Origin of the sequence: Marinoscillum pacificum, from assembly GCF_024714495.1 — a bacterium.
GTDB lineage: Bacteria > Bacteroidota > Bacteroidia > Cytophagales > Cyclobacteriaceae > Marinoscillum > Marinoscillum pacificum.
Window position 1 is genome coordinate 203,225 of record NZ_JAMZMJ010000001.1, and the last position, 23,355, is coordinate 226,579.

Consider the following 23,355-nt stretch of genomic DNA (forward strand, 5'->3'; position numbering starts at 1 on the left):
TCCAGTTTTCATAAAGCTGTTCACTTGTTAGTGTACAGCTTTTTTTATGTCATCAGGTTATAACATAAACCTGCAATTACGGCACCAATAATTGGTCCGATAACTGGTATCCATGAATAAGCCCAATTACTATCTCGTTTTCCAGGAATAGGAGCAATGGCATGAAAAATGCGTGGACCTAAGTCTCTTGCTGGATTGATTGCGTATCCAGTACTTCCTCCTAATGACAGTCCTATACCAAGTACCAAAAGACCTACAGGAAGTGCATCAAGGGAGCCCAGCCCTTCACCACTTACTAGAAAGAATACCGCAAGAACAAGAATGAAGGTGCCAATGATCTCAGAAATTAGGTTGTCAAGAGTGCTTTTGATAGCTGGTCCTGTGCTAAACAGACCAAGTTTTGCATCGGCATTTTCTGTTTCTTTAAAATGAGGTCGATACTGCAAGAAAGTGGCAAAGGCGCCTAGAAAAGCACCAATCATTTGAGCGATAATGTAGCCCGGAACTTGTGCCCAGGGGAACTTTTCAGTAACAGCCAGCCCGATGGTTACTGCTGGATTGATATGTGCTCCACTGATAGGACCAGCAATGTAAACTGCTACAAATACAGCTATTCCCCAACCAAAGGCTATAACAATCCATCCTGAATTATTTCCATAGGTTTTACTTAGTGAGACATTGGCGTTAACACCGTTGCCAAGGACCATCAAAATGAATGTGCCAAGAATCTCTCCGAAAAATGGGATCATGTAAGTGTTTATTGAGTTAATCTAATATAGGTAAAATTCAAGAGCTGAGAAACTATTGACTATTCAAGAACTGGATAGTAGGGTAATTCATGGACCTACCGTTTTACTGAAAACCAATCATAACTAACACAACATGAAACTATCAAATCGAATCAATAGGTTTAAAATATTCCGAGTCGGTTTACTCCTTTTGGCGCTATGTGCTCTACATGCTCAAGCACAAATTACATGGACAGGAACTACAGATGCTGATTGGGGCACAGCCTCTAACTGGGAAGGTGGCTCTGTTCCTGGTGCTAGTGATGACGTAATCATTCCTGCTACGTCTCAATCAAACTATAAAGCACCAACCATCGCTACTGATGCTAGTTTTGAAGTTAATAACCTTACTGTAGCTGAAAGTGGACGATTAGAGATAGGAGGGGAAAGTGCTACTTTAAAGGTAAACGGGTTTACTGAAAATGGCGGATTAATTCGTGCAAATACCAACTGTTCATTAGTCTTATTGGGAAGTTACTCTAGTATTGGTTCTGGAACAGTCGCCAATTCACGTTCTGTTTATGGGAATTCAAACTACAGTATTTACGCTATTCCATTCACCGATGGAAATGTTGGGTTGTTTAATGGGGTCTATGCTTATTTATGGGATAACGAAACTGGAGATTTCGAAGCATTGGACTATTCAAATGCGACCACCCCAGGAGTTGGTTATTTTGTATCACTTAATGGCTATGGTCAAGAAGTTTTTACACTTGGATTTGCGGGAAGCCCCGTTGGTGCTGCGGTAAGTGTGCCGGTAACACAAGGGACTTCTGATAACTTTAATTTGGTAGGGAATCCTTATACTGCAGCAATAAGTGTTGCAGAATTCTTAAATAATTCAACAAATTCCACCAATACAACCGGAGTAGTTTACTTCTGGGATGATGGAGGACAAAACAATGGGAATTTTAGAGGTGGAGATTTTATTACAGCTAATGCTCTCGGTGCTGTAGGTACAAACAGCTTGAGTGATGGTGTAACTGGTGCAAAAGGTACCGGAGTGTATGATGGATACATTACCTCAATGCAAGGATTCTATATTGAGGCTACAACTAATGGAGACGTATCCTTTACTCAAGCATGCAAGTGGCTGGAAATAACAATAATGCCAACTTTTATAGAGCTTCTAGCACCTTACAGCAGCCAAAAATCAAATTAGCTTTAGCAGGTGATCAATTTGAAAGTGAAACACTTGTAGCATTTGATTTATTAGCGACTAATGATATAGATTATGCGCTTGATGCTAAAAGAAAATTAGCCAATACAGCAGTCTCCCTGTATTCAATCAATAATGGGGTTGAGTTAGCTATTCAGGCATTGGGTTTGTCAAGTTTAGACGATATTACTATTCCACTAGGATATACGGTGAAAGAATCTGGAGATTATCTCATCAAAACAAAACAACTAGAAGGTATTAATGAAGACTTGAGTGTGTGGCTGGTGGATTTGGAAAGCAATACTTCCTATAATCTACAGGAGAACGTTGATATCAGTGTTCATCTGGATAAAAAAGCTAGTGACAAGCGATTCGCTTTGAAAGTTCTATCTAGTCGTGTACTGGCAGAAACTAATATGGCATCAGATCTCACATTGTTAAAAGCTAATGAAAGAGGATTGACTATTAGATATGCCAAAAAAGACCAGTATATTACTGTTTATGATGTCAACGGGCGTGTTCATTTCAACAAGACAATCTATGGAGAAGAGCAGCCTGTTTCAGTTGATGTAAAGCTGAATAGACATCAGGTATATATCCTCAAGGTAGGTAACGAGAGTTTGAAATTCTCCATTAAATAAGTCCTTCACCCAACTACGAACTATTATGAAAATTAAGGTTATAACCTCTGTAATATTGTTGATGTCGGTATTTCCAATGATGGCTCAAAGTGCTCCACCTGCAACTCCTATTGATGGTGGACTATCGATTTTGTTGGCTGCTGGAGGTATCTACGGAGTTAAGAAACTACGTGATCATCGAAGAAAATGATTGAGTTATTAAAGTCACGATTGAATGAAAAATCTTTTATTTAGCGCAATTCTCTCATTCGACTGGTAATATACAGCTAGTTCTTCTTAGAGAATTCCTGATTGTAAGGCATTTAAGAAAAAGGGAAGAGGCCGTTCAAAATACTTTTGAAACGGCCTCTTTTGTTTATTCATCTCTTAGTGATTTGACCGGATTAGCTAACGCTGCATTGATTGACTTGTAACTAATTGCAATCAGTGCGATAAGTAGCGCTCCAATTCCTGCAAATAAGAATGTAGCTAAACTTTCAAACCCCAATAGATCTATTCTGTATTGGAAATCGCTAATCCACCGCTTCGTAAACAAATAGGCTACAGGCCAGGCAATAAGATTGGCGACAATAATCAACCACACGAATTCTTTCATGATTAGAGAAACAATTTGTCCAATGGTGGAGCCTAAAACTTTACGTACTCCAATTTCTTTCTTACGTTGCTCCACCATGAAGAAAGATAGACCGAATAGTCCCAAAGCAGAAAGCACAATGGACAACCAGGTGAAAGTGCTCACCAACGTGGCGAAGAACTCGTCTGATGCATAGATCTGATCAAATTCCTGATCAAAGAACTGGTAGTCAAAAGGGTAATTTGGAAAACGATCATTCCATGTGGCTTGTAAAAAGTCCATGGTAGATTTCACGTTTTCAGGGCTCACCTTCACATTGAAATTGCTATTTGGTCCAGGATTGTAATAAACCATTAATGGTTCAATCTTGTGACGCATGCTGGAGAAATGGAAGTCCTCGATTACTCCAATCACTGTTCGTGTGGTATTACTTCCAAAGACTAATTTCTTACCAACAGCTTCTTCCCAGCCAAGTGATTCCATCATTGCTTGATTAATAATGATTGATTCCTGTTGGTCTGAACCAAAGCTAGGGTCATAGTTTCGACCATTTGCCAATTGGATGCCCATGGTTTCCAAATAGTTTTCATCCATGGACATGACACTTACAATCCATGGCTCGTCTTGATTTCCGCCTTCTACATTAACACCACCACGTCCAAAAGTACGCCCTGGCATGTTGTTGCTAAAGGAAGTATGCAATACCGCTGGATTGCCTTCTAGCTCTTGTTGGAAGCTTTCTATTCTGTCAGCCAAACCAGGATCTCCTACATTGATATTAATAACCTGATCCTTTTCAAATCCGAGGTGCTTGTTCTTTATGAAATCAATTTGTTTGGAAACTATCAACGTAGTACAAATCATGCCTATGGCTGCTACGAACTGCATTACAACAAGCGTTTTTCTGAGCCATATACCTTTATTACTCGTTTGGAATTTGCCTCGAACTATGTTGACTGATTTGATGCTGGACAAAACAAAAGCTGGATAAACACCTGCTAATGCTCCGATGATAATCGCCAGAGCAATTAGTGATAAAAGAGCAAGAGGATTGTTGCTGACCAATGCAAGAAGATCGAAGTTCATATCTAATCCGACGACCTCAACAAGTGCATAAACTACTCCGATGGATAAAACCATAGCACCTATGGACATCAGGATAGACTCAGTCATATGCTGACTAATTAATAATCCCTTAGAACTACCAACTACTTTGCGAATTCCGACTTCTTTGGCTCGGGCCGTAGACTGTGCCGTAGTTAAGTTGACGAAATTGAATGTAGCAATCAACAGAATGAATAAAGCCACTCCGGTAAGAGCATAGACATAAAGTTGATCGCCTTTATGCTGATGATAAAAGTCAAATAAGATGCCAGCGCTCCCCAAATGGATTTCTTCAACAGGTTGAAGTTGGGGTATCCAGAAATCGTTGACATCATTGGCTAGGGCGATTTCACTCATTTTCTGTTCTACAGAAGCCTCATCGGCTCCTTCTGCAAGTACAGCATAGCCCACCGTTCCTAAGCCATTCCATGAGTTGATGTATTGCGCTAAGGAAGAATCTGAGTGGGCAGGATATAAGGAGAGAAGTGCATCAAACTCTAAATGAGAGTTTTGGGTAATGTCGTCCATTAGACCAACTACTTCCCAGGAGTCACCATCTATATCCAGTACTTCTCCAATTTTATCACTTTGTCCAAAAATGGTTTTTGCGAAGGATTCCGAAAGAATCATTTTGTGAGGTTGATTGAACTTTTTAAGTGCTTCTTCACGATTCTGAACAGGCAAATCGAAGATATCAAAGAAGTCATTTTCTACATATAATCCATGTTGAGAATAATATCCTTGATCACCTTTTTCCATACGCTGTTCTCCTGCATAGAGCACTCTTGACGCAGTTTCTACTTCAGGAATTTCTTGCTGGGCTGCACGTGGCATGTATGGATTGGTTATGGCAACCTGATTGCTGGTTACACCCAGAGCTTCGTCGATCGTTGTAAATCGATAGGTTCTGCTTGATTTACTATGCCATCGATCATAGGACAAGTCATTGTAAACAGAGAAAGCAAGAATGATGAATGTAGAAAAGCCAAGAACCAAACCAATGGTGTTGATGGCTGTCGTTAGTCTGTTTTTCCTGAAATTGCGCAAAGCAACCAGAATAAAGGTTTTTAGCATGATAGTTTGAGTTAGATTGATCTAATTGAACTTACGAAATCAATAAATCAAAAGCTATAATGCTTACACCAGTGGATAGGTGAATCTTTAAAAGGAACCAGTTTAACGTTTTTTAAGATGCAATACCTGCATCAACACACCTATAAGCAACAAAGTGGGGAGAATAAATAAGAAGTAAGCAGGCTCTAATCGCAACCCTAAACTCCAACCGTTACCACTTGCACCAGTAAAAGTTTGAAAATCAATACTCATGAGCAAAACAAGTATTGAAATCAAAAATCCGACTAACCAAACATGTTTATTTGTCATTTATCTAAGATACATCTACACTTTGAATCTATTTACTTTCTAAAGAAACATCGCTTAAAGGACAAGTCTTGGTATACGGTATGCCTGTTCCGACGAATTCAATCCATTCTTCTTCAGTAAGGTCCCTACTTACAAGCTGGCATACTCTATCAGCCAATTCTTTAGGGTCTACTGGCCAAAAACGAATGGAGTTATCCCTTGAGCCTGAGATGACTCTTTTCCCATCAGGGGAGAAGCATGCAGACATGACCCAATCCTCATGATCGTCCAGTATCAAAGGAAGTTTTCTTGGATCATTGATGTCCCAAACTCTTACAGAGCCATCTCTACTTGAGGAGAGCAATTTGGTGTCATCCAAGTTGAAATCCACATCTGTGATGGCTGATTGGTGCCCGCTTATGATTCGTATCATTTGATGTTTGATCAGATCGTAAAGCACCACATCACCTTTTTCTCGCCCCAAGGCCAAGGTTTTAAAATCAGAACTTATAGCCATAGTGTTTATAGCAAAAGCTTCTTCGATGTAAAGTTTTCTGGCTAGGGTGTCTTCCCAAAATTGAACATTTCCTTGGGCTGTACCTGCCAATATTTCATCATTAGATTTGTTTACTTCCATGGTAGTTACCTTGTCCATGGTTCGTCCTATGACTCGCTCCTTACCAAAACCTTTGATTTTGAGTTCTCCTTTTTTAGTCACCACGGCAACTTTATTCTCTCCAGGCATGAAAACACCGGACTGTACCAATTCTGTGTCTTTAGCTACTGCTGGTCTCTCATCACTGGAGTCTTGTGTTCTATTATCCAAAATGATAATGCCCTGATCTTTGGTAACTACAAGAATCCAATTACCATCGTCAGAGATGTCAAGCGATCGGACCAGGTACTTTCCTTCATATATTACCTCTGGTGTATTAAATTCTTCCTCCAGCTTCCATCTCAGTACTTTTCCATCAGATCCGGCAGTGTAAAAGGTGTTTTCATCAGTGCCATATTGAACGGACATGACTGATTCATCATGACCCAATGCTTGATTATAAGATTGTTTATTGACTGGATCATATCCCAGGTATTTGTTGGCGTAGTATAGGGCTTGGTAGACATTTAAGTGTGAGACCAGGCGATCACCAGGATTTTCAATCCAAAAATTATAGGCCTGTCTGGCAACCAGAGCCTTCTTTTCAGGAAAATAGGAAGGTGTCAATAAGGAACGTTGCGCCATAGACTGGACCAACTCTGTAGTTCTTAGTACTTCAATTTGGCTTTGGAGATCAAGTGATTGATTTTGAGCACCTGATAGAAAGTATGAAGTCAACAATAGTAGGGCCAAAAAAGGATTACGCTTCATCATTATAGCATTCGGTTTAGTTAAAGATACCTGTTTTATCCATGATTTCTAAGAACATTTTTGCCACTAATTGTTTATTAAAGGAACGAATCAACCACTATGTCATTTACTGCATCACTCATTCACGGAGCTTTAAACCTAAATCAGAAACTATCTTTTGAGTTTAGGACTCCACAAGAATATCAGATTAATCAATTAAAAACGCTTTTAGATAAAGCCAAGGGAACGGCTTTTGGGAAGTTTTATGGATTCTCGGAGTTACTGAAAGAAGAGGATGTGGAAGCAGGATTTAAGCGAGCCGTGCCTATTGTAGATTATCATCAAATGAATGAAAGATGGTGGTCTCAGCAGCAAATCAATCCAGATATCACCTGGCCAGGTAAACCTGATTTCTTTGCGTTGAGCAGCGGTACCACAGGCAAATCCAGTAAGCGCATTCCGATTACAGATGACTTTATTCAAAGTATGCGTGATGTTGGGACAAGCATGATCCAATCTCTACCAAATTTCGAATTTCCAAAAGAACTTTTTGAAACAGAAATATTGATGCTTAGTAGTTCTGCCAACCTTAATGAGCATAATGGACATAAGGAGGGAGAAATAAGTGGAATTAATGTGTCCAATTTCCCTGGATGGTATGATTGGTTTTATAGACCTGGAAAGGAAATAGCCGCCATAGATGATTGGGATGAGCGGATTGCCCGAATCATAGAAGAAGCTCCTAATTGGAACATTGGAGCCATTGCAGGTATCCCATCATGGGTACTAACGATGCTTCAGGAAATCGTGAAGGCACATAATCTCAAAACCATACATGACATTTGGCCAAACCTGACGGTGTATGCATCTGGTGGTGTGGCATTCGATACCTACAAGAAAGGATTTGAGAAGATAAGTGCCAAGCCAATAACCATTATAGATACTTATTTAGCTTCTGAAGGCTTTTTCTCGTATGGCGCCAGACCGGACACTATGAGCATGCAATTGGCCGTAAATCATGGTTATTACTATGAGTTCATTCCTTTTGATGAGCGTGGGGTTGATGAAATGGGTAATCTGTTAGATGATCCTTTGTCTCTTTCTTTATCCGAAGTGGAGGTTAATCAGGAATATGTATTGGTAATCAGTAGCTGTGCTGGAGCATGGCGCTATATCATCGGTGATGTCATCAAATTTACCAGCATTGATCCTCATGAGGTTAAAATTACAGGTAGAACTAAGTTCTTTTTGAATGTAGTAGGGTCTCAATTGTCTGAAGAGAAAATGGATGCCGCAATTGTTGAGGTGAGTAATCAGTTGGAAGTCGAAGTGAGTGAATATATGGTAGGGGCTCTGCAGGATGATAAGGAGGAATATTATCATCAATGGGTTGTGGTTTCTGATGATGAAATAAATAATCTAGCATTTAGAAATCAACTAGATGATGAGCTGAAAAGTGCAAATAAGAACTATAAAGTAGCTAGAAGTAAAGCGCTACGTGATCTCAGGGTTGAAAGTATCTCTAAAGCCCAATATCATGCTTACCTTGAATCTACTAAAAAGAAAGGTGGTCAAGTAAAAACACCGAAGGTAATGGGGAAGGAAAAATTAGAGGAATTAATGCAATTCATAGCATCAAATTCCTGATGCTTCTGTTTCAAGAGATTCAATTTCTTCCAAAGGCATGTAGAATTCTTTGATTTTGTCCTGATAGGAGCTGTCTTTGAATTCACTTTCCATCAGAAATCGCTTGCTTGCTAGTATTTCTTCCTTGAAACCATATTTGATTGCGATTTGATCTGCGGCATGTTCCACTTTGCGCTTAAAATCATCAAACCACATGTATTTGATGCCAAACTCAATCATTTCAAAGTTGGAATGCGGCTGGTAATCCACTAAATGTCCCAGCTCATGAGCGAACCAACCCATTAGTATATCTTCAGATAAATCTTCGAGACGGGTATCGCTATCACGAACAAACTCACCGATTTTGACCTGGTATTTTTTCACTCCATTGAACAGGTTGTCCATCCCAACGATAGGCTGAGCCTGCATTGTAGATTCTTTGATTTGACCTTGTACCAGAACAATTTGATATTCATGAAGGCTGTGGTAGCGCTCTACTACTTTTTCAAAGGCACGGATAATCTTTTCACTTCGGATATTTTCAGCAGTGACATTCTTGGCATTGGTTATTTGAGTAAACGGTTTATCCTGCGGAGTAATTGCAAATAACAAAGCAAACCCTGCAGGAAGTATGAGCCGAATGAAACTCAACCACATGATATGTAAGGATTTAGTAATAATCATCAGTCAAATAAACAGTGTTTCACAATAATCGTTCCATCACTTTGAATGGATGGGAATAAAATGGGCTGGAAGAGTGGCAAACTTAACATTTAAGCAATTCATTTTATCTTCACATCGATGAATAACCCATTATCAACGAGTAAGAGAGCCCAAATCCTGTTAACCTGCACACGTTTGTTTCGCAAATCTGGTTACGCTGGAACATCCATGCAGGACATTGCTAATGAATTAGGGATAAAACCGGCGAGTCTATACAATCACATATCTTCTAAGCAGGATATTTTGGTAGAACTATTGTCTTTTGGAGCTAATCTGTTTGTTGATGGGATGAAAGAGATAAAATCTTCAAAAGTGAACGAGTTGCAAAAGCTTGAGCGACTAATTGCTTTACACTTAAGAATTACTGTTGAGCATACAGATCTGATGGCACTCATAGCTGTGGAGTGGAGACACCTTGAAGGAGAGGGTCTAAGAGAATACCTAAAGCTTAGAAACTCCTATGAAAATGATTTTCGAATCATTTTAAAAGGGGCCATGGAAAATGGTCTCATTCATGCCATGGATATCGAGATTGCTTTCTTCAGCATATTGACCACTTTAAAGTGGTTTTATAGCTGGTATGATAAACATTCGCAATTAAGCATGGTTGATATTGAAGAATATTTAAAACAGCTATTGTTAGGTGGGTTGAAAATATGATTTTTGAATTGTAACTAACAATCATTAGTTTTGAACTAATAACTGTTAGTATGCTATTTCACCCCGTTAAAGTACGACAGCTCGACAGGTCCACTCAGGACTGTACCATTGTGACCCTTGATGTCACACCGGAGCTGCATGACCAGTTTCAATATAAACAAGGACAATACCTCAACCTTAAGGCATTAATCAACGGCGAAGAAGTTCGTAGATCCTATTCACTCTGTTCTAGTCCACTTGATAATGAGTGGAGAATTGGAGTGAAGAAAGTCCATGATGGTAAGTTTTCGTCTTTTGTGCACGATCACCTGAAGGTTGGAGATGAGTTAGAAGTAGCTGCTCCAGATGGTCGGTTCTTCGTTGATTGTTCTGATACCACCCAAAGAAACTATGTAGCATTTGCTGCAGGTAGTGGAATTACTCCAATATTGTCGATTATCAAAACACATCTGACACAAGAGCCAAATACAACCTTCAAGCTCTTCTACATCAATCAGAGTGTTTCTTCTATCATGTTGAAAGAGGATTTGGAAGCATTGAAAAATCGCTTCATGAATCGTCTGGAAATCTATCATTTCCTCACTCAGGAGCAACGAGATGTGGAGCTATTCAATGGTCGACTGAATGAAGATAAGCTTGATGTCATCTTCAAAACGATTTGTGATGTTGAGGACCTGGATCATTACTTTATCTGTGGTCCAGAACAAATGATTTTTATGATTCGTGATTTCCTGGAGTCCAAAGGTGTAGAGAAGAAACAAATTCATTTTGAATTATTCGGAACAGCTGGAGCTGGCAAGAAGAAAGTGGTGGCTAAGGAATTCGATGGCAAAGTTTCTGATGTAACCGTTTTGGAAGGTGGCAAGTCTATCAACTTCAAAACAGCACAAGGAGCAAATAATATATTAGACGAAGCATTGAAAAATAATGCTGATCTACCGTTTGCCTGCAAAGGAGGAGTTTGTTGCACTTGCAAAGCCAAACTCATTGAAGGACAGGTAGATATGCAAGTGAATTATGGTCTGGAGGATGATGAAATCGCCGCTGGATACATATTGACTTGTCAGGCACTGCCTATCTCAGATAAGGTAGTGGTTGATTTTGATGAAAAAGGATAATTAGTAAATGAGTGACTAGTGGATTGGTGATTAGTAATATCTCTTTGACTATCACTAATGAACTAATCACAACCGATGCAATCGGGACAAATCACTAAAAGATATGGACATTAAAAGTTTAGAAGATCGATTTGAAGCTAAGATAGCTGCTGGTGAAAGCATCGAACCAAAGGACTGGATGCCTGAGAAATATCGCAAGACACATATTCGTCAGATTTCTCAGCATGCGCATTCAGAGATCGTCGGTATGTTGCCAGAAGGCAACTGGATCACTAGGGCGCCTTCATTGAGAAGAAAGGTGGCATTGCTCGCAAAAGTGCAGGACGAAGCTGGTCATGGATTGTATCTATATAGTGCAGCAGAGACCTTAGGCATTTCCAGAGATGAGATGACCGAGCAATTACTGTCTGGCAAAGCTAAATACTCTTCCATATTCAACTATCCAACACTTACCTGGGCGGACATAGGAGCTATTGGTTGGTTAGTAGATGGGGCAGCGATCATCAATCAAGTGATGTTGACCAGAACTTCATATGGACCCTATGCACGAGCGATGGTTCGTATTTGTAAAGAAGAGAGTTTCCATCAGCGTCAGGGTTACGAAATCATGTTGACTCTTTGTAATGGCACCCCTGAACAAAAAGCTTTGGCTCAGGATGCTTTGAATAGATGGTGGTGGCCGTCCTTGATGATGTTTGGGCCAAGAGATGCTGAATCTCCACACACTGAGCAGTCCATGAAATGGAAAATCAAGCGTAAAACCAATGATGAGCTTCGTCAACAGTTCATTGATATCACCAAGCCCCAGGCCGATATTTTAGGAATTACGATCCCTGATCCAGACTTGAAGTGGAATGAAGAAAGAGGGCATTACGACTTTGGCGACATTGATTGGGATGAATTCTGGCAAGTAGTTAATGGAAATGGTCAGTGTAACAAAGACCGTATTGCTGCTAAGCAAAAAGCCTGGGACGAAGGAGCCTGGGTGCGCGATGCAGCTGTAGCTCATGCAGAAAAGAAAGAGCAGAAGAAACAGAAGTTAAGTGCATAAGTCTTTGTCATTCTAAGAAACGAAGAATCTAAAGACTTTATCTACGAAGAGATTGTTGGTGAATAAACTAAACAACATGAAAAAAAATGAATGGCCTCTTTGGGAGGTGTTTGTAAGAAGTAAAAATGGTTTAGAACACCGTCATTTCGGTAGTCTACATGCTGCAGATGCAGAAATGGCTATCGAAAATGCTAGAGACGTTTACACCAGAAGAAGTGAAGGTGTGAGCATCTGGGTGGTCAAATCAAGTGACATCACAGCATCTAATCCTGAAGAATCAGGAGAATTGTTTGAGCCGGCTAAGGATAAAGTCTATCGACATCCTACATTTTACAATTTGCCGGAAGAACTAAAACACATGTAATCATGAAGGATCAGTCATTGTATGAATACTTACTAATGCTTGGTGATAACTCCATGATTCTGGGACATAGATTGTCTGAGCTCTGTGGGCATGGTCCAAGTTTGGAGACTGATATTGCACTGACTAATATCTCATTGGATTTGTTTGGTCAGGTAAGAAGCTATTTTCAATATGCAGCTGAACTGAAAGGAGATGAGGCAACAGAGGATTCCATAGCTTTTCTTCGATTTGATAGGGATTACCGTAATTCCATTATTGTAGAACAGCCAAACACTGATTTCGCTCATGTAATTGTACGTCAGTTCTTGTTCGATAGCTATCATGTTCCATTGCTGGAACAATTGATGCATTCAGAAGATGAAACGATTGCGGCAATTGCTGCCAAGTCTATCAAAGAAGCTAAGTATCATTTGAGATTTTCCTCTGAATGGATGAAACGTTTAGGAGATGGTACTGAAGAGAGCCATCAACGAACCCAAGCCGCATTGAATCATCTGTATCCTTATTTACATGAATTGTATCATGAATCTCCAATTGAAAAGGAGATGAAGGAACAAGGTATAGGTGCTGATCTTAGTGTTGTGAAAGATCATTCATTGGCAACCATTAATGAAGTAATTGCTGAAGCGACATTGAGCATTCCTGAATCAGAACCAAGAATGGTTAGAGGAAAACAAGGAATACATTCTGAGCACATGGGCTTTATTTTGAGCGACCTTCAATTTATGCAACGAGCTTATCCAAACATGCAATGGTAAACTCTACGCTACATATGGAGAACGAAAGCATCATGAAGGCACTCTGGACGGTTACGGATCCGGAAATACCTGTTCTTTCGATTATGGATATGGGAGTAGTGCGACAAGTGGATATGGAGAATGATTTGGTTGTCGTTTCCATTACTCCAACATATTCTGGCTGTCCTGCAATGGATACCATTGGCGATGATATCAAAAAGGCATTAAAGGAGGAAGGATATCAATCAAGAGTGAAGTTGGTGTTAGCACCCGCATGGACTACAGATTGGATAACTGAGCGAGGCAGGAAAAAACTAGCCGAATATGGAATAGCTCCACCGATGGAAGAAGCTGCCGACAAAGCAGCTCTAATCGATGGAGAACGACTTGTGAAGTGTACCCATTGTGGGTCAACTAATACGAGAATGATCAGTCAATTTGGTTCTACAGCATGCAAAGCCTTGTTTCAATGCAATGAATGCGATGAGCCATTCGATTATTTTAAATGTTTGAAATAGAATTAAATGACGTTTTCAAGTTTCAGATCCTGAAATAAATTCAGGATGACATTTAAGAAATGACGAATAAACATCTATGGTCATGCTGAACTTGTTTCAGCATCTAAAATGAAAAACTTGAAAACGAAATACAACTAAACTAACAACAACCCAATGTCTGCAGTACTTTTTGATGTAAAAGACAACATTGCTACCATCACCCTTAATCGACCTGAAGCTTACAACAGTGTCAATACAGCCCTAGCTCATGGACTCATCGATGCTTTACAGCAATGCAAAGATGATGACTCTATACGAGCCATTGTTTTAACCGGTTCGGGTAAGGCATTCTGTGCAGGTCAGGATTTGAAAGAAGTAACTACTCCTGAGTTAGACCCTGGTTTTGACACCCTCATGAAAGATCACTATGAGCCGATTGTTCATTTGCTTCGAGGAATTGAAAAACCAATTGTAGCGAAGGTGAATGGAGTGGCTGCAGGAGCAGGAGCCAACTTTGCTTTGGCTTGTGATATTATTGTAGCTGTAGAGCATGCGGTCTTTATCCAGGCATTCAGTGCCATTGGCTTGATTCCTGACTCAGGCGGAACATATACGTTACCAAGAGCAGTAGGAATGGCAAAGGCAACTGCACTGGCCATGCTAGGAGATAAAGTGTCTGCAGAAGAAGCGGAACGAATAGGGATGATTTACAAATACTTTTCAGCAGAAACATTTGAGGATGAAGTTCAAGCAATAGCAAAGAAATTGGCCAATATGCCTACTAAGGGTTTGGGATTAACCAAGCTCGCATTGAATCAGTCGTTGAAGAATTCATTCGATCAGCAGATGTTGTTGGAGACTGATCTTCAGTTGAAAGCTGCTAGTACAGAAGATTACAATGAAGGTGTGGCTGCTTTCGTCGAGAAACGAAATCCAGCGTTTAAAGGAAGATAATTATGGGTTTTGATGTCTCAAAATTGATGTGGTCATCCTGAACTTGATTCAGGATCTTTAATGAAATCTACCTTTATGAGATTCTGAAATAAATTCAGAATGACGGGTAGGTTTATTTGAGACATCATAATGAATCGAACATATGAAAGTAGGAATAATAGGTAGCGGAACAATGGGTAGTGGCATCGCTCAAGTAGCGGCGACTGCTGGTTGTGAAGTACTCGTTTTTGATACCAATCAGAAAGCGCTAGACAGGAGTAAAGAACAACTCGAAAAGGTACTTTCAAGATTGATTGAAAAGGGAAAAATCGATCAAGAAAAGAAACAGTCGATTCAGAATAATATTCAATATATCAGTGAGTTAAGTGGTTTAAAATCAAGTGATTTAATTATTGAAGCAATTATTGAAGATGCTGCAATTAAAAAGACTGTTTTCGAAGGTCTTGAGAAGCATGTTTCGAAGGATTGCATTATAGCAAGTAATACATCTTCCTTGTCTATCACCTCTTTAGCGGCCTGCCTGAAAAACCCCGAAAGATTCATAGGGATTCATTTTTTCAACCCTGCACCATTGATGAAGTTGGTTGAAGTGATTCCTGCTATTCAGACTAATACTACTTTAACCACCAAAGTCAAAGAGATTATTACTAGTTGGGAAAAGGATGTGGTGATTGCAAAAGATACCCCTGGCTTTATTGTCAATAAGGTTGCAAGATCTTTTTACGGAGAATCTATCCGGATGTATGAAGAAGGATTGGCAGATCCAGCGACTATTGATTGGGCAATGAAAGAGCTCGGAGGTTTTAAAATGGGTCCATTTGAGCTGATGGATTTCATCGGCAATGATGTCAATTACACGGTTACAGAAACGGTCTACAAAGCATTCTTTTATGATCCGCGCTTTCGGCCTTCATTTACTCAAAAAAGGCTGGCAGAAGCTGGTTATTTAGGTCGAAAATCTGGTCGAGGGCATTATGATTACAGCGAAGGAGCTGAAATACCAGAACCTAAAACTGATCCGGTGGAAGGGCAAAAGTTGTTAGATCGTGTGCTGGTGATGTTGATCAATGAAGCAGCAGACACACTTCACTATCGTATTGCGACTAGAGATGATATTGATACGGCCATGACCAAAGGAGTGAACTATCCTAAAGGATTATTGAGATGGGCAGATCATATTGGCATACAAACGTGTGTGGAGCGAATGGATGAACTCTATTTTGAGTACCATGAAGAACGTTACCGATGCAGTCCATTGCTTAGAAAGATGGCTCGTGAACAACTCAAATTCTATGCAGAATGAGCAAAGCACGAGCAGTCTATGAATCCATGATGGCACAAGATTACTGTAGTCAATGGCTGGGGATAGAACCTATTTCCATTGAAGAAGGACATTGTATCATCCAGATGACGGTTAAGAAAGACATGCTCAATGGTTTCGGGATCTTGCATGGCGGGATGGCTTATACCTTCGCCGACAGTGCTTTTGCCTTTGCCTCCAATTCATATGGGCGGGTTGCGGTTTCCATTCAGGGAAGTATGAACTTCATGAAATCTGCAAAAGAAGGAGATGTATTAATTGCTGAGGCTAATTCCTTAAATATAACTCATAAAACCGCCGATTTTGACGTGGTGGTTTCGAACAAAGATACCTCTGAGAAGCTCTATGTATTCAGAGGTACTGTATACAGGACAAGTAAAGAACATTTAAATCAAGAATGAAAGACGCATATATAGTTGATGGGATCAGAACTCCAGTTGGAAGCTTTACAGGCACCTTATCACCTGTTAGAGCTGATGATTTAGGAGCTTTGGTTATTAAGGAATTGGTTAAACGAAACCCAGAAGTTCCTACTGAGGCAATCAGTGATGTGATCATGGGTTGTGCCAATCAAGCAGGTGAAGACAATCGCAATGTGGCTCGTATGAGTTCATTATTAGCAGGATTGCCATTTACCGTTCCAGGAGAAACCGTCAATCGACTTTGTTCTTCTGGATTATCAGCTATTATACATGCGAACAGAGCCATTAAAACGGGAGATGGGGATGTATTCATCGCTGGAGGTGTAGAGCACATGACGCGTGGCCCATGGGTGATTTCGAAGACCTCTACACCGTTTGGAAGAGATGCAGAAATGCATGATAGCAGTTTTGGATGGCGCTTTGTCAATCAAAAAATGGTGGACTTATATGGAACTGATGGTATGGGACAGACTGCCGAAAACCTGGTGGATCTGTACCAAATCAGTAGAGAAGACCAAGATCAGTTTGCCTACTGGTCACAAATGAAAGCTTCCAAAGCACAGGAGTCCGGTAGACTAGGAAAAGAAATTGTAGCTGTAGAAATCCCTCAACGGAAAAAGGATCCGATTGTCTTTGATCAGGATGAATTCGTTAAGCCAAACACTTCTCTAGAAGTTCTAGCCAAATTACGGCCTGCCTTTAAAAAAGAAAATGGATCAGTAACAGCAGGCAATGCCTCAGGTTTGAATGATGGCGCTGCTGCTGTACTAGTAGCATCCGGTGATGCTGTGAAGCAATATGGTTTGAAACCATTAGCTAAAATCGTTTCTTCGGCTGTGGTAGGTGTAGAGCCACGAATCATGGGGATTGGTCCTGTAGAAGCTTCCAATCAGGCTCTGAAGAAAGCTGGATTGACCATGGATGATATGGATATTATCGAAATCAATGAAGCTTTTGCAGCACAGGTTTTGTCTTGTACTCGAGCATGGGGATTGGCTGATGATGACCCAAGAATCAATCCTAATGGCGGAGCAATAGCTATTGGTCATCCTCTTGGTGCTACTGGGGCAAGAACTTGTTATTCAGCAGCCTTGGAGTTGAGCTTAACAGGTAAGAAATATGCCTTAGTGACCATGTGCGTAGGTGTAGGTCAGGGATATGCAGCGATATTAGAAAGAAGCTAGTGATCAGTGACTAGAGATTGGAACATGTTGAGAATAACCAATCACTAATCACTATTTAACTAATCAACGAAAGAAATGAATAAACTCGAAAATCTGGTTTGTGGAAAGTGGATGACTCCTGAGGGAGATGGCATACCCCAATACGATGCTGTCACTGGAGAGGTCATTAGTCTGTGTGGTAGTGAAGGAATAGACTTTGCGGAGATGGCAAATTACGCCAGAACCATTGGCAATGAGAATCTTCGAAAGATGACTTTCCAGGAACGTGGTATGATGCTCAAGAAATTGGCCATGTTCTTACACAAGCGAAGACATGACTACTATCCACTGAGTTATCGTACAGGTGCGACCAAAGTAGATAGTTGGATTGATATCGATGGGGGAATAGGTACCTTATTCGCTTATGCGAGCCTTCGGAAGCAGTTTCCAAACACACCATGGCATGTTGACGGTGAATTGGCTAATCTATCCAAAGAAGGAACATTCATTGGTCACCACATCATGGTTCCAAAGCGTGGTGTGGCTGTGCATATCAATGCTTTCAACTTTCCTATTTGGGGTATGTTGGAGAAATGCTCCGTCAATTGGTTAGCCGGCATGCCTGCTATAGTCAAATCAGCAGAGCCTACTTCATTTTTGACAGCAGCCATGGTCAAAGACATTATTGATTCGAAGATATTGCCAGAAGGAGCACTTCAATTGGTGAACGGACCAGGTAATGGCATTCTCGATCCACTTAATGAGCAGGATGTGGTAAGCTTCACCGGTTCCGCCAGCACTGGAAGAATGTTGAAAGGCTTTCCGAACATCATTGAAAATTCTATTCCTTTCAATATGGAAGCAGATAGTTTGAATGCTTCTGTTCTTGGAGAAGATGCTGTACCCGGAACGGCTGAGTTTGACTTATTCATTAAGGAGGTTCGTAAGGAAATGACCGTGAAGAGTGGTCAGAAATGTACGGCTATTCGCCGAATTATTGTTCCAGAGAAATTGGTTGAAGATGTACAGATTGCCTTAGGAAAGCAACTTGGCAAAGTCACCATTGGTAATCCAACCAATGAAGCTGTCAGAATGGGAGCACTTGTGAGTAAAGAGCAAGTGGAAGAGGTTAACAAGCAGGTTAACAAGCTCTTATCGGAATGTGAAGTTGCCTTTGGTGATCCTCAAGGTCAGTTTGATTTGATAGAGGCAGATGCTTCTAAGGGTGCGTTTTACTCTCCTTTACTGATGATTAATAATGACCCTTTCAAGAAGACCTTAACGCACGAAACGGAAGCATTTGGACCTGTAAGCACAATCATGCCTTACAAGACTCTCGATGAAGCGGTTGAATTAGCTCAGATGGGTAAAGGGTCTTTGGTAAGTTCCATTGCAACTTTCGATGATGCTATTGCCAAGGAGTTCGTGGTTGGCGCAGCTTCTCATCATGGTCGTATTTTGGTTTTGAATAGAGAAAGTGCGAAAGAAAGCACAGGTCACGGTTCACCAATGCCGATGCTGACTCATGGAGGTCCGGGACGAGCTGGAGGCGGAGAAGAAATGGGTGGTAAGCGTGGTGTCATGCATTACTTGCAGCGTTGTGCTATTCAAGGTACTCCAACAACTTTGACTGCCATTACCGAGCAATATCAGCCAGGAGCCAAAGTACAGGAAGCACCTCAGCATCCATTCAAATATTACTTTGAGGACATCAAACCTGGTATGTCATTGACAACCCATAAGCGCACAGTAACGGATAATGACATTCAGAATTTTGCCAATCTGACCTGGGATCATTTCTATGCGCACACGGACATCACTTCGTTGAAAGGAACGATCTTCGAAAAGCGTGCTGCTCATGGCTATTTCTTGTTATCGGCCGGAGCTGGATTGTTTGTTCATCCAAACAAAGGTCCTGTTCAGGCTAACTACGGTTTGGATGAATGTCGTTTTTTGAAGCCCATTTACCACAACGACACGATCTATGTTCGATTGACTTGTAAGCAAAAAATTGATCGGGATTCGCGAGGAAGAGAGTTTCCAGCAGGTGTGGTGAAATGGTATGAGGAGATTTTTGATGCAAACGATGAGTTAGTGGCTTTTGCTACAATTCTTACGTTGGTTCAGAAAAAGTGCCCATTTGATGAGATAAGTAGATCATATCTGGAAGAGAAGCTGTCACTCTTGACTGAAGACATGCAGCCACAGTGGGGTATCATGACCCCACAACACATGGTGGAGCACATCGAGTTTTTCCATCGCATGTCAATAGGTGAGATTCCAACGACTATTGAAACGCCCGAGAAATACATCGAGCGTCTTCAGGAGAGTTTGTATACTTATGAACCAATGGTGAAGAAGTTTGATCATCCATTGCTCAGAAAAGGAGAAACAGAAGACTTAAGATATGGAAGCCTGGCCGAGGCTAAGGAGATGCTTCTGGAAGCATATGATCAGTTTGAAGCCTATTTCAAAGAAAATCCTGATGCAGAAACGCCAAATACGGTTTTCGGAATGCTAAACAAGGATCTTTGGGATCTATTGAATAGAAAACACTTTGATCATCATTTTAGACAATTTGGAATTGTTTAGTAGTGACTGGTGGATTGGTTATTAGTGGAGAAGTGATTGGTAAAAAGGAAGTTGTTTGCTAATTTATTTCAAGTTCGATACTAATCACTCATCAAGGACCACTAGTCATTAAAAAACTATGGAACACCGCAGTTTTACCGATTTAGAAATTTGGAAAAGAGGAAGGGAATTAAGAAAAGATGTTTTCATGCTTTCGAAGACTTTTCCCAAAGAAGAAAAGTATGATTTAGTTAGTCAGATTGTTAGGTCATCCAGATCTGTTTGTGCAAATATTGCCGAAGGACATGGTCGTTTTCATTTCCAAGAAAACATACAATTCTGTAGAGTAGCACGAGGTTCTATTTCTGAAACCTTAGATCACATGACCTGTGCTTTAGATTGTGAATATATTGATGAAAGTACCTTAATAGGTTACAAAGAAAGGATTGAAGAGCTGACAAGAATGATCAATGGTTATATTAATTATTTGAAAAGAATGAAAAAGGGTGAATGATGTCTCGTGACTAGTAATTTTTGTCTTTAAACTAATCACTCTTAACATTAACCAAAAATAGAAATGCAACAACCCTACGTAAATAGAATAAACGGCCCAAAAGGCATCACGACCATAGAGTTCTTTCATCCGAAGCATAATTCATTGCCAAGTGCTGTGCTAGCAGAACTAGCTAAGAAGATTACAACAGCTGGACAAGATGATTCGGTAAACGTGATCATCCTTAGAAGTGGTGGAGAACGCACGTTCTGTGCAGGAGCCAGCTTCGATGAGTTAATCAATATCAATGACTTTGAGACAGGTAAAAAGTTCTTCTCTGGGTTTGCCAACGTGATCAATGCTTGTCGAAAATGTCCAAAATTGATCATTGGTCGCGTACAAGGAAAAGCAGTTGGAGGTGGTGTAGGAGTGGTATCCGCTGTGGACTATTGTTTTGCTACACAGTTTGCTTCTGTCAAGCTTAGTGAGTTGAATGTAGGCATAGGACCATTCGTGGTTGGACCTGCGGTTCAGCGCAAAATAGGATTGTCTGCTATGAGCCAGTTGACCATCAATGCAGATGAATTCAAGTCAGCAAATTGGGCTTTGGACAAAGGCTTGTTTGCTGAGGTTTTTGATGATGCAGAAGCAATGGATGCAGCAATCGACAAACTAGCGAACTACTTAGCTAATACCAATCCAGAAGCTCGAGCTGAACTCAAGAGAATCTTCTGGGAAGGCTGTGAAAACTGGGATGAATTATTAGCAAGTCGAGCGGAGCAAAGTGGTCGATTGGTATTGTCAGAGTTCACCAAAACGGCCTTGGCCAAGTACAAATGATTTACGAATTCAATGGCTTTATTCCGGTAGTCGATCCAACGTCTTTTGTACATCCAATGGCAGTTGTTACGGGTGATGTGATCATTGGAAAGCATTGCTACATTGGTCCAGGAGCTGCTATTAGAGGTGATTGGGGTCGAATCATCCTGGAAGATGGCTGCAATGTGCAGGAAAACTGTACCATTCACATGTTTCCTAATAAAACGGTCACGCTTCATGAGTATGCACATATAGGTCATGGGGCGATTGTACACGGCGCTAATATCGGTCGCAATAGCATGATTGGGATGAATGCCGTAATCATGGACAATGTGGAAATCGGAGAGGAGTGCATCATTGGAGCGCTGGCATTTATCAAAGCAGGAGAAGAAATCCCTCGAAGAAGCTTAGTGGTTGGCAATCCTGCCAGGATCATCAAAGAAGTTTCCGATGAGATGATTGCCTGGAAGACGGAAGGCACTAAGATCTATCAGAAATTACCAATGGATTGTTACAAATCCTTGAAGGAAGTTGAGCCGCTTCGAGAAGCAGATGAGGAGAGACTTCAACGAAAAATTGAGGTAGACTACAATCCGATTAGTGAGCGTAAGGGATGATCTTGGCCAACTGATCAAGTTAACTTTCTTGATTTACCTTCGTAGATAAGACAGTATCTAATCATCAAATTGGCAACCTCAACTTTTGTACGCTCACCTGGTCATCTTCATTGGTAGTTTTATCGCTTTCTCCCTGGTCTTCTTTCTATTGACCAAAAGGGACAGGAAAAAGCCTTATGTTTACCTGGCTCTTTTCTTACTCAGTATCGGACTATTTCAAGTCCTACATTATTTGCGAGTGGAAGGAATCATGAAGGAGTATTTACCGCACTTACTGCGTTTGCGTTTTTTGATTCATGGATTCACCGGAGCACTGTTTTTCTCTTATATCGTCGAGTCGTTAGGTTTGGCGGTATCAAATGTCAGAAAAGCACTTATTTACTTGCCTGCCTTTCTAGGAGCGGTATTAGTAGTGCCGTACCTGCTGCAATCAGCCGACTTTAAACGAGAATGGGAGTTCTCTGAGTTTACACCCATTGCCTATTACATCAATTACCTCATCGCACGAGGAACGCTTTTAATCTATTGCATTTTGGCTTGGAATGTCATCCAGAAAAAGCGAAAGGATCTTAAAAAGGAAACTTATCAATGGCTTGCCTTCATTACTACAGCTTGCTTCTTCAGCAGCCTAATTACTTCGGGAATCACATTCGTTGATTTTGTGATCTATGATTTCGTGAGTTACCATTGGTTACATCTATCTAGTACCGTATTGGTCATTTTGATTGCTGTTAAAGCCATTCGAGAAGGACACCTGAGCCAACAGCTTGTTGCGAATTCAAAAGCAAAATCATACCAATCTTCTAGTTTAAGTGAGGAACATGCGAGCGATATACTGTCCAGACTAGATGATCTCATGGAGCAACAACAGTTGTATTTACAATCCAAATTGACCCTGCCAGAAACGGCAAAAAACCTCAACGAATCTCCTCACAATGTTTCGCAAAGTCTGAATCAGTACCGCTCCATCAAGTTCAATGACTTTGTCAATCAATGGCGATTGGAAAGATTGATTCAACAATTAGAAAAAGGTGAACTTCAGCATAAGACCTTATTAGGGATTGCTATGGAATGTGGTTTCAATTCCAAGTCAAGTTTCAATCTGGCTTTTAAAAAATACAAGGGGATGTCGCCAACCCAATTTCTAAAAAATATGTCTGATAAAATGGTCGCTTAATTGGTGCAATATTATAAATATGGTCGATTAGGAGCTTTTTAAAGCTGATTTTAGCCATCAAAAGTTAAG

General features: G+C 40.6%; 21 protein-coding genes and 1 pseudogene. 18 read left to right on the top strand and 4 right to left on the bottom strand.

Going from position 1 to position 23,355, the window contains the following annotated elements; genetic code table 11:
* Positions 1-44: 44 nt before the first annotated feature.
* Entirely contained in the window at positions 45-749 is a 705-nt protein-coding gene (locus tag NXS00_RS00840) for an MIP/aquaporin family protein (RefSeq protein WP_258097209.1), read from the bottom strand.
* A gap of 133 nt (positions 750-882) precedes the next feature.
* Here NXS00_RS00840 and NXS00_RS26985 point away from each other — a divergent pair.
* Positions 883-2,588, top strand: a pseudogene (locus tag NXS00_RS26985) (DUF8693 domain-containing protein).
* Positions 2,589-2,613: 25 nt separating this feature from the next.
* Positions 2,614-2,778: a PID-CTERM protein-sorting domain-containing protein gene (locus tag NXS00_RS00855; protein WP_258097212.1), complete on the top strand. Its 165-nt coding sequence runs from the start codon at positions 2,614-2,616 to the stop codon at positions 2,776-2,778.
* Positions 2,779-2,943: 165 nt separating this feature from the next.
* On the opposite strand, the gene NXS00_RS00860 is transcribed toward NXS00_RS00855, so the two are convergent.
* A complete protein-coding gene (locus NXS00_RS00860; RefSeq protein WP_258097213.1) occupies positions 2,944-5,340 on the bottom strand; it encodes an ABC transporter permease in 2,397 nt (798 codons plus the stop codon).
* 337 nt (positions 5,341-5,677) lie between these two features.
* Positions 5,678-6,997, bottom strand: coding sequence for a WD40 repeat domain-containing protein (locus NXS00_RS00865; protein ID WP_258097214.1), 1,320 nt, complete (start codon positions 6,995-6,997; stop codon positions 5,678-5,680).
* A gap of 96 nt (positions 6,998-7,093) precedes the next feature.
* On the opposite strand from NXS00_RS00865, the gene NXS00_RS00870 reads away from it, so the two are divergent.
* Positions 7,094-8,620, top strand: a complete 1,527-nt coding sequence (locus NXS00_RS00870) for a GH3 family acyl-acid amido synthetase (protein WP_258097215.1) — start codon at positions 7,094-7,096, stop codon at positions 8,618-8,620.
* Here NXS00_RS00870 and NXS00_RS00875 read toward each other — a convergent pair.
* Positions 8,609-9,283: a hypothetical protein gene (locus tag NXS00_RS00875; protein ID WP_258097217.1), complete on the bottom strand. Its 675-nt coding sequence runs from the start codon at positions 9,281-9,283 to the stop codon at positions 8,609-8,611. The two genes, NXS00_RS00870 and NXS00_RS00875, sit on opposite strands and share 12 nt — an antisense overlap.
* A 174-nt stretch (positions 9,284-9,457) precedes the next feature.
* Between NXS00_RS00875 and NXS00_RS00880 the strand changes: the two genes are divergently transcribed.
* The 15 genes from NXS00_RS00880 to NXS00_RS00950 all read left to right on the top strand — a co-directional run bounded on the left by NXS00_RS00880 (position 9,458) and on the right by NXS00_RS00950 (position 23,286).
* A complete protein-coding gene (locus NXS00_RS00880; RefSeq protein ID WP_373418650.1) occupies positions 9,458-9,982 on the top strand; it encodes a TetR/AcrR family transcriptional regulator in 525 nt (174 codons plus the stop codon).
* 50 nt (positions 9,983-10,032) lie between these two features.
* Positions 10,033-11,100 carry a 1,2-phenylacetyl-CoA epoxidase subunit PaaE gene (gene paaE, locus NXS00_RS00885; protein ID WP_258097219.1) on the top strand — a complete coding sequence of 356 codons (1,068 nt, stop codon included), beginning with the start codon at positions 10,033-10,035 and terminating at the stop codon, positions 11,098-11,100.
* A 103-nt stretch (positions 11,101-11,203) separates the two neighbouring features.
* On the top strand, positions 11,204-12,151 hold the full coding sequence (paaA, locus tag NXS00_RS00890) for a 1,2-phenylacetyl-CoA epoxidase subunit PaaA (RefSeq protein WP_308708193.1): 948 nt from the start codon (positions 11,204-11,206) through the stop codon (positions 12,149-12,151).
* Positions 12,152-12,227: 76 nt separating this feature from the next.
* Positions 12,228-12,515 (top strand): 1,2-phenylacetyl-CoA epoxidase subunit PaaB, encoded by a 288-nt coding sequence (gene paaB / locus NXS00_RS00895; RefSeq protein ID WP_258097220.1) that lies wholly within the window; start codon positions 12,228-12,230, stop codon positions 12,513-12,515.
* A 2-nt stretch (positions 12,516-12,517) separates the two neighbouring features.
* On the top strand, positions 12,518-13,273 hold the full coding sequence (gene paaC, locus NXS00_RS00900; RefSeq protein ID WP_258097221.1) for a 1,2-phenylacetyl-CoA epoxidase subunit PaaC: 756 nt from the start codon (positions 12,518-12,520) through the stop codon (positions 13,271-13,273).
* Between the two features lie 14 nt (positions 13,274-13,287).
* Positions 13,288-13,770 carry a 1,2-phenylacetyl-CoA epoxidase subunit PaaD gene (gene paaD / locus NXS00_RS00905; protein WP_258097222.1) on the top strand — a complete coding sequence of 161 codons (483 nt, stop codon included), beginning with the start codon at positions 13,288-13,290 and terminating at the stop codon, positions 13,768-13,770.
* Positions 13,771-13,923: 153 nt separating this feature from the next.
* Positions 13,924-14,703, top strand: coding sequence for an enoyl-CoA hydratase-related protein (locus tag NXS00_RS00910; RefSeq protein WP_258097223.1), 780 nt, complete (start codon positions 13,924-13,926; stop codon positions 14,701-14,703).
* A gap of 142 nt (positions 14,704-14,845) precedes the next feature.
* Positions 14,846-16,006 carry a 3-hydroxyacyl-CoA dehydrogenase NAD-binding domain-containing protein gene (locus tag NXS00_RS00915; RefSeq protein ID WP_258097224.1) on the top strand — a complete coding sequence of 387 codons (1,161 nt, stop codon included), beginning with the start codon at positions 14,846-14,848 and terminating at the stop codon, positions 16,004-16,006.
* Complete coding sequence (locus NXS00_RS00920; RefSeq protein ID WP_258097225.1) at positions 16,003-16,425, top strand: PaaI family thioesterase; 423 nt, start codon at positions 16,003-16,005, stop codon at positions 16,423-16,425. Before NXS00_RS00915 ends, NXS00_RS00920 begins: the two co-directional genes overlap by 4 nt.
* Positions 16,422-17,630, top strand: a complete 1,209-nt coding sequence (gene pcaF, locus NXS00_RS00925; protein ID WP_258097226.1) for a 3-oxoadipyl-CoA thiolase — start codon at positions 16,422-16,424, stop codon at positions 17,628-17,630. Before NXS00_RS00920 ends, pcaF begins: the two co-directional genes overlap by 4 nt.
* 75 nt (positions 17,631-17,705) lie before the next feature.
* Entirely contained in the window at positions 17,706-20,201 is a 2,496-nt protein-coding gene (gene paaZ / locus NXS00_RS00930; protein ID WP_258097227.1) for a phenylacetic acid degradation bifunctional protein PaaZ, read from the top strand.
* A 118-nt stretch (positions 20,202-20,319) separates the two neighbouring features.
* Positions 20,320-20,694: a four helix bundle protein gene (locus NXS00_RS00935; protein WP_258097228.1), complete on the top strand. Its 375-nt coding sequence runs from the start codon at positions 20,320-20,322 to the stop codon at positions 20,692-20,694.
* A 63-nt stretch (positions 20,695-20,757) separates the two neighbouring features.
* Positions 20,758-21,513, top strand: a complete 756-nt coding sequence (locus tag NXS00_RS00940; protein WP_258097229.1) for an enoyl-CoA hydratase/isomerase family protein — start codon at positions 20,758-20,760, stop codon at positions 21,511-21,513.
* Positions 21,510-22,109 (top strand): acyltransferase, encoded by a 600-nt coding sequence (locus tag NXS00_RS00945; RefSeq protein WP_258097230.1) that lies wholly within the window; start codon positions 21,510-21,512, stop codon positions 22,107-22,109. Before NXS00_RS00940 ends, NXS00_RS00945 begins: the two co-directional genes overlap by 4 nt.
* An 85-nt stretch (positions 22,110-22,194) precedes the next feature.
* The gene (locus tag NXS00_RS00950; RefSeq protein ID WP_258097231.1) at positions 22,195-23,286 is read left to right on the top strand and encodes a helix-turn-helix transcriptional regulator; all 1,092 of its coding nucleotides are present in this window, start codon (positions 22,195-22,197) and stop codon (positions 23,284-23,286) included.
* Positions 23,287-23,355 lie beyond the last annotated feature (69 nt).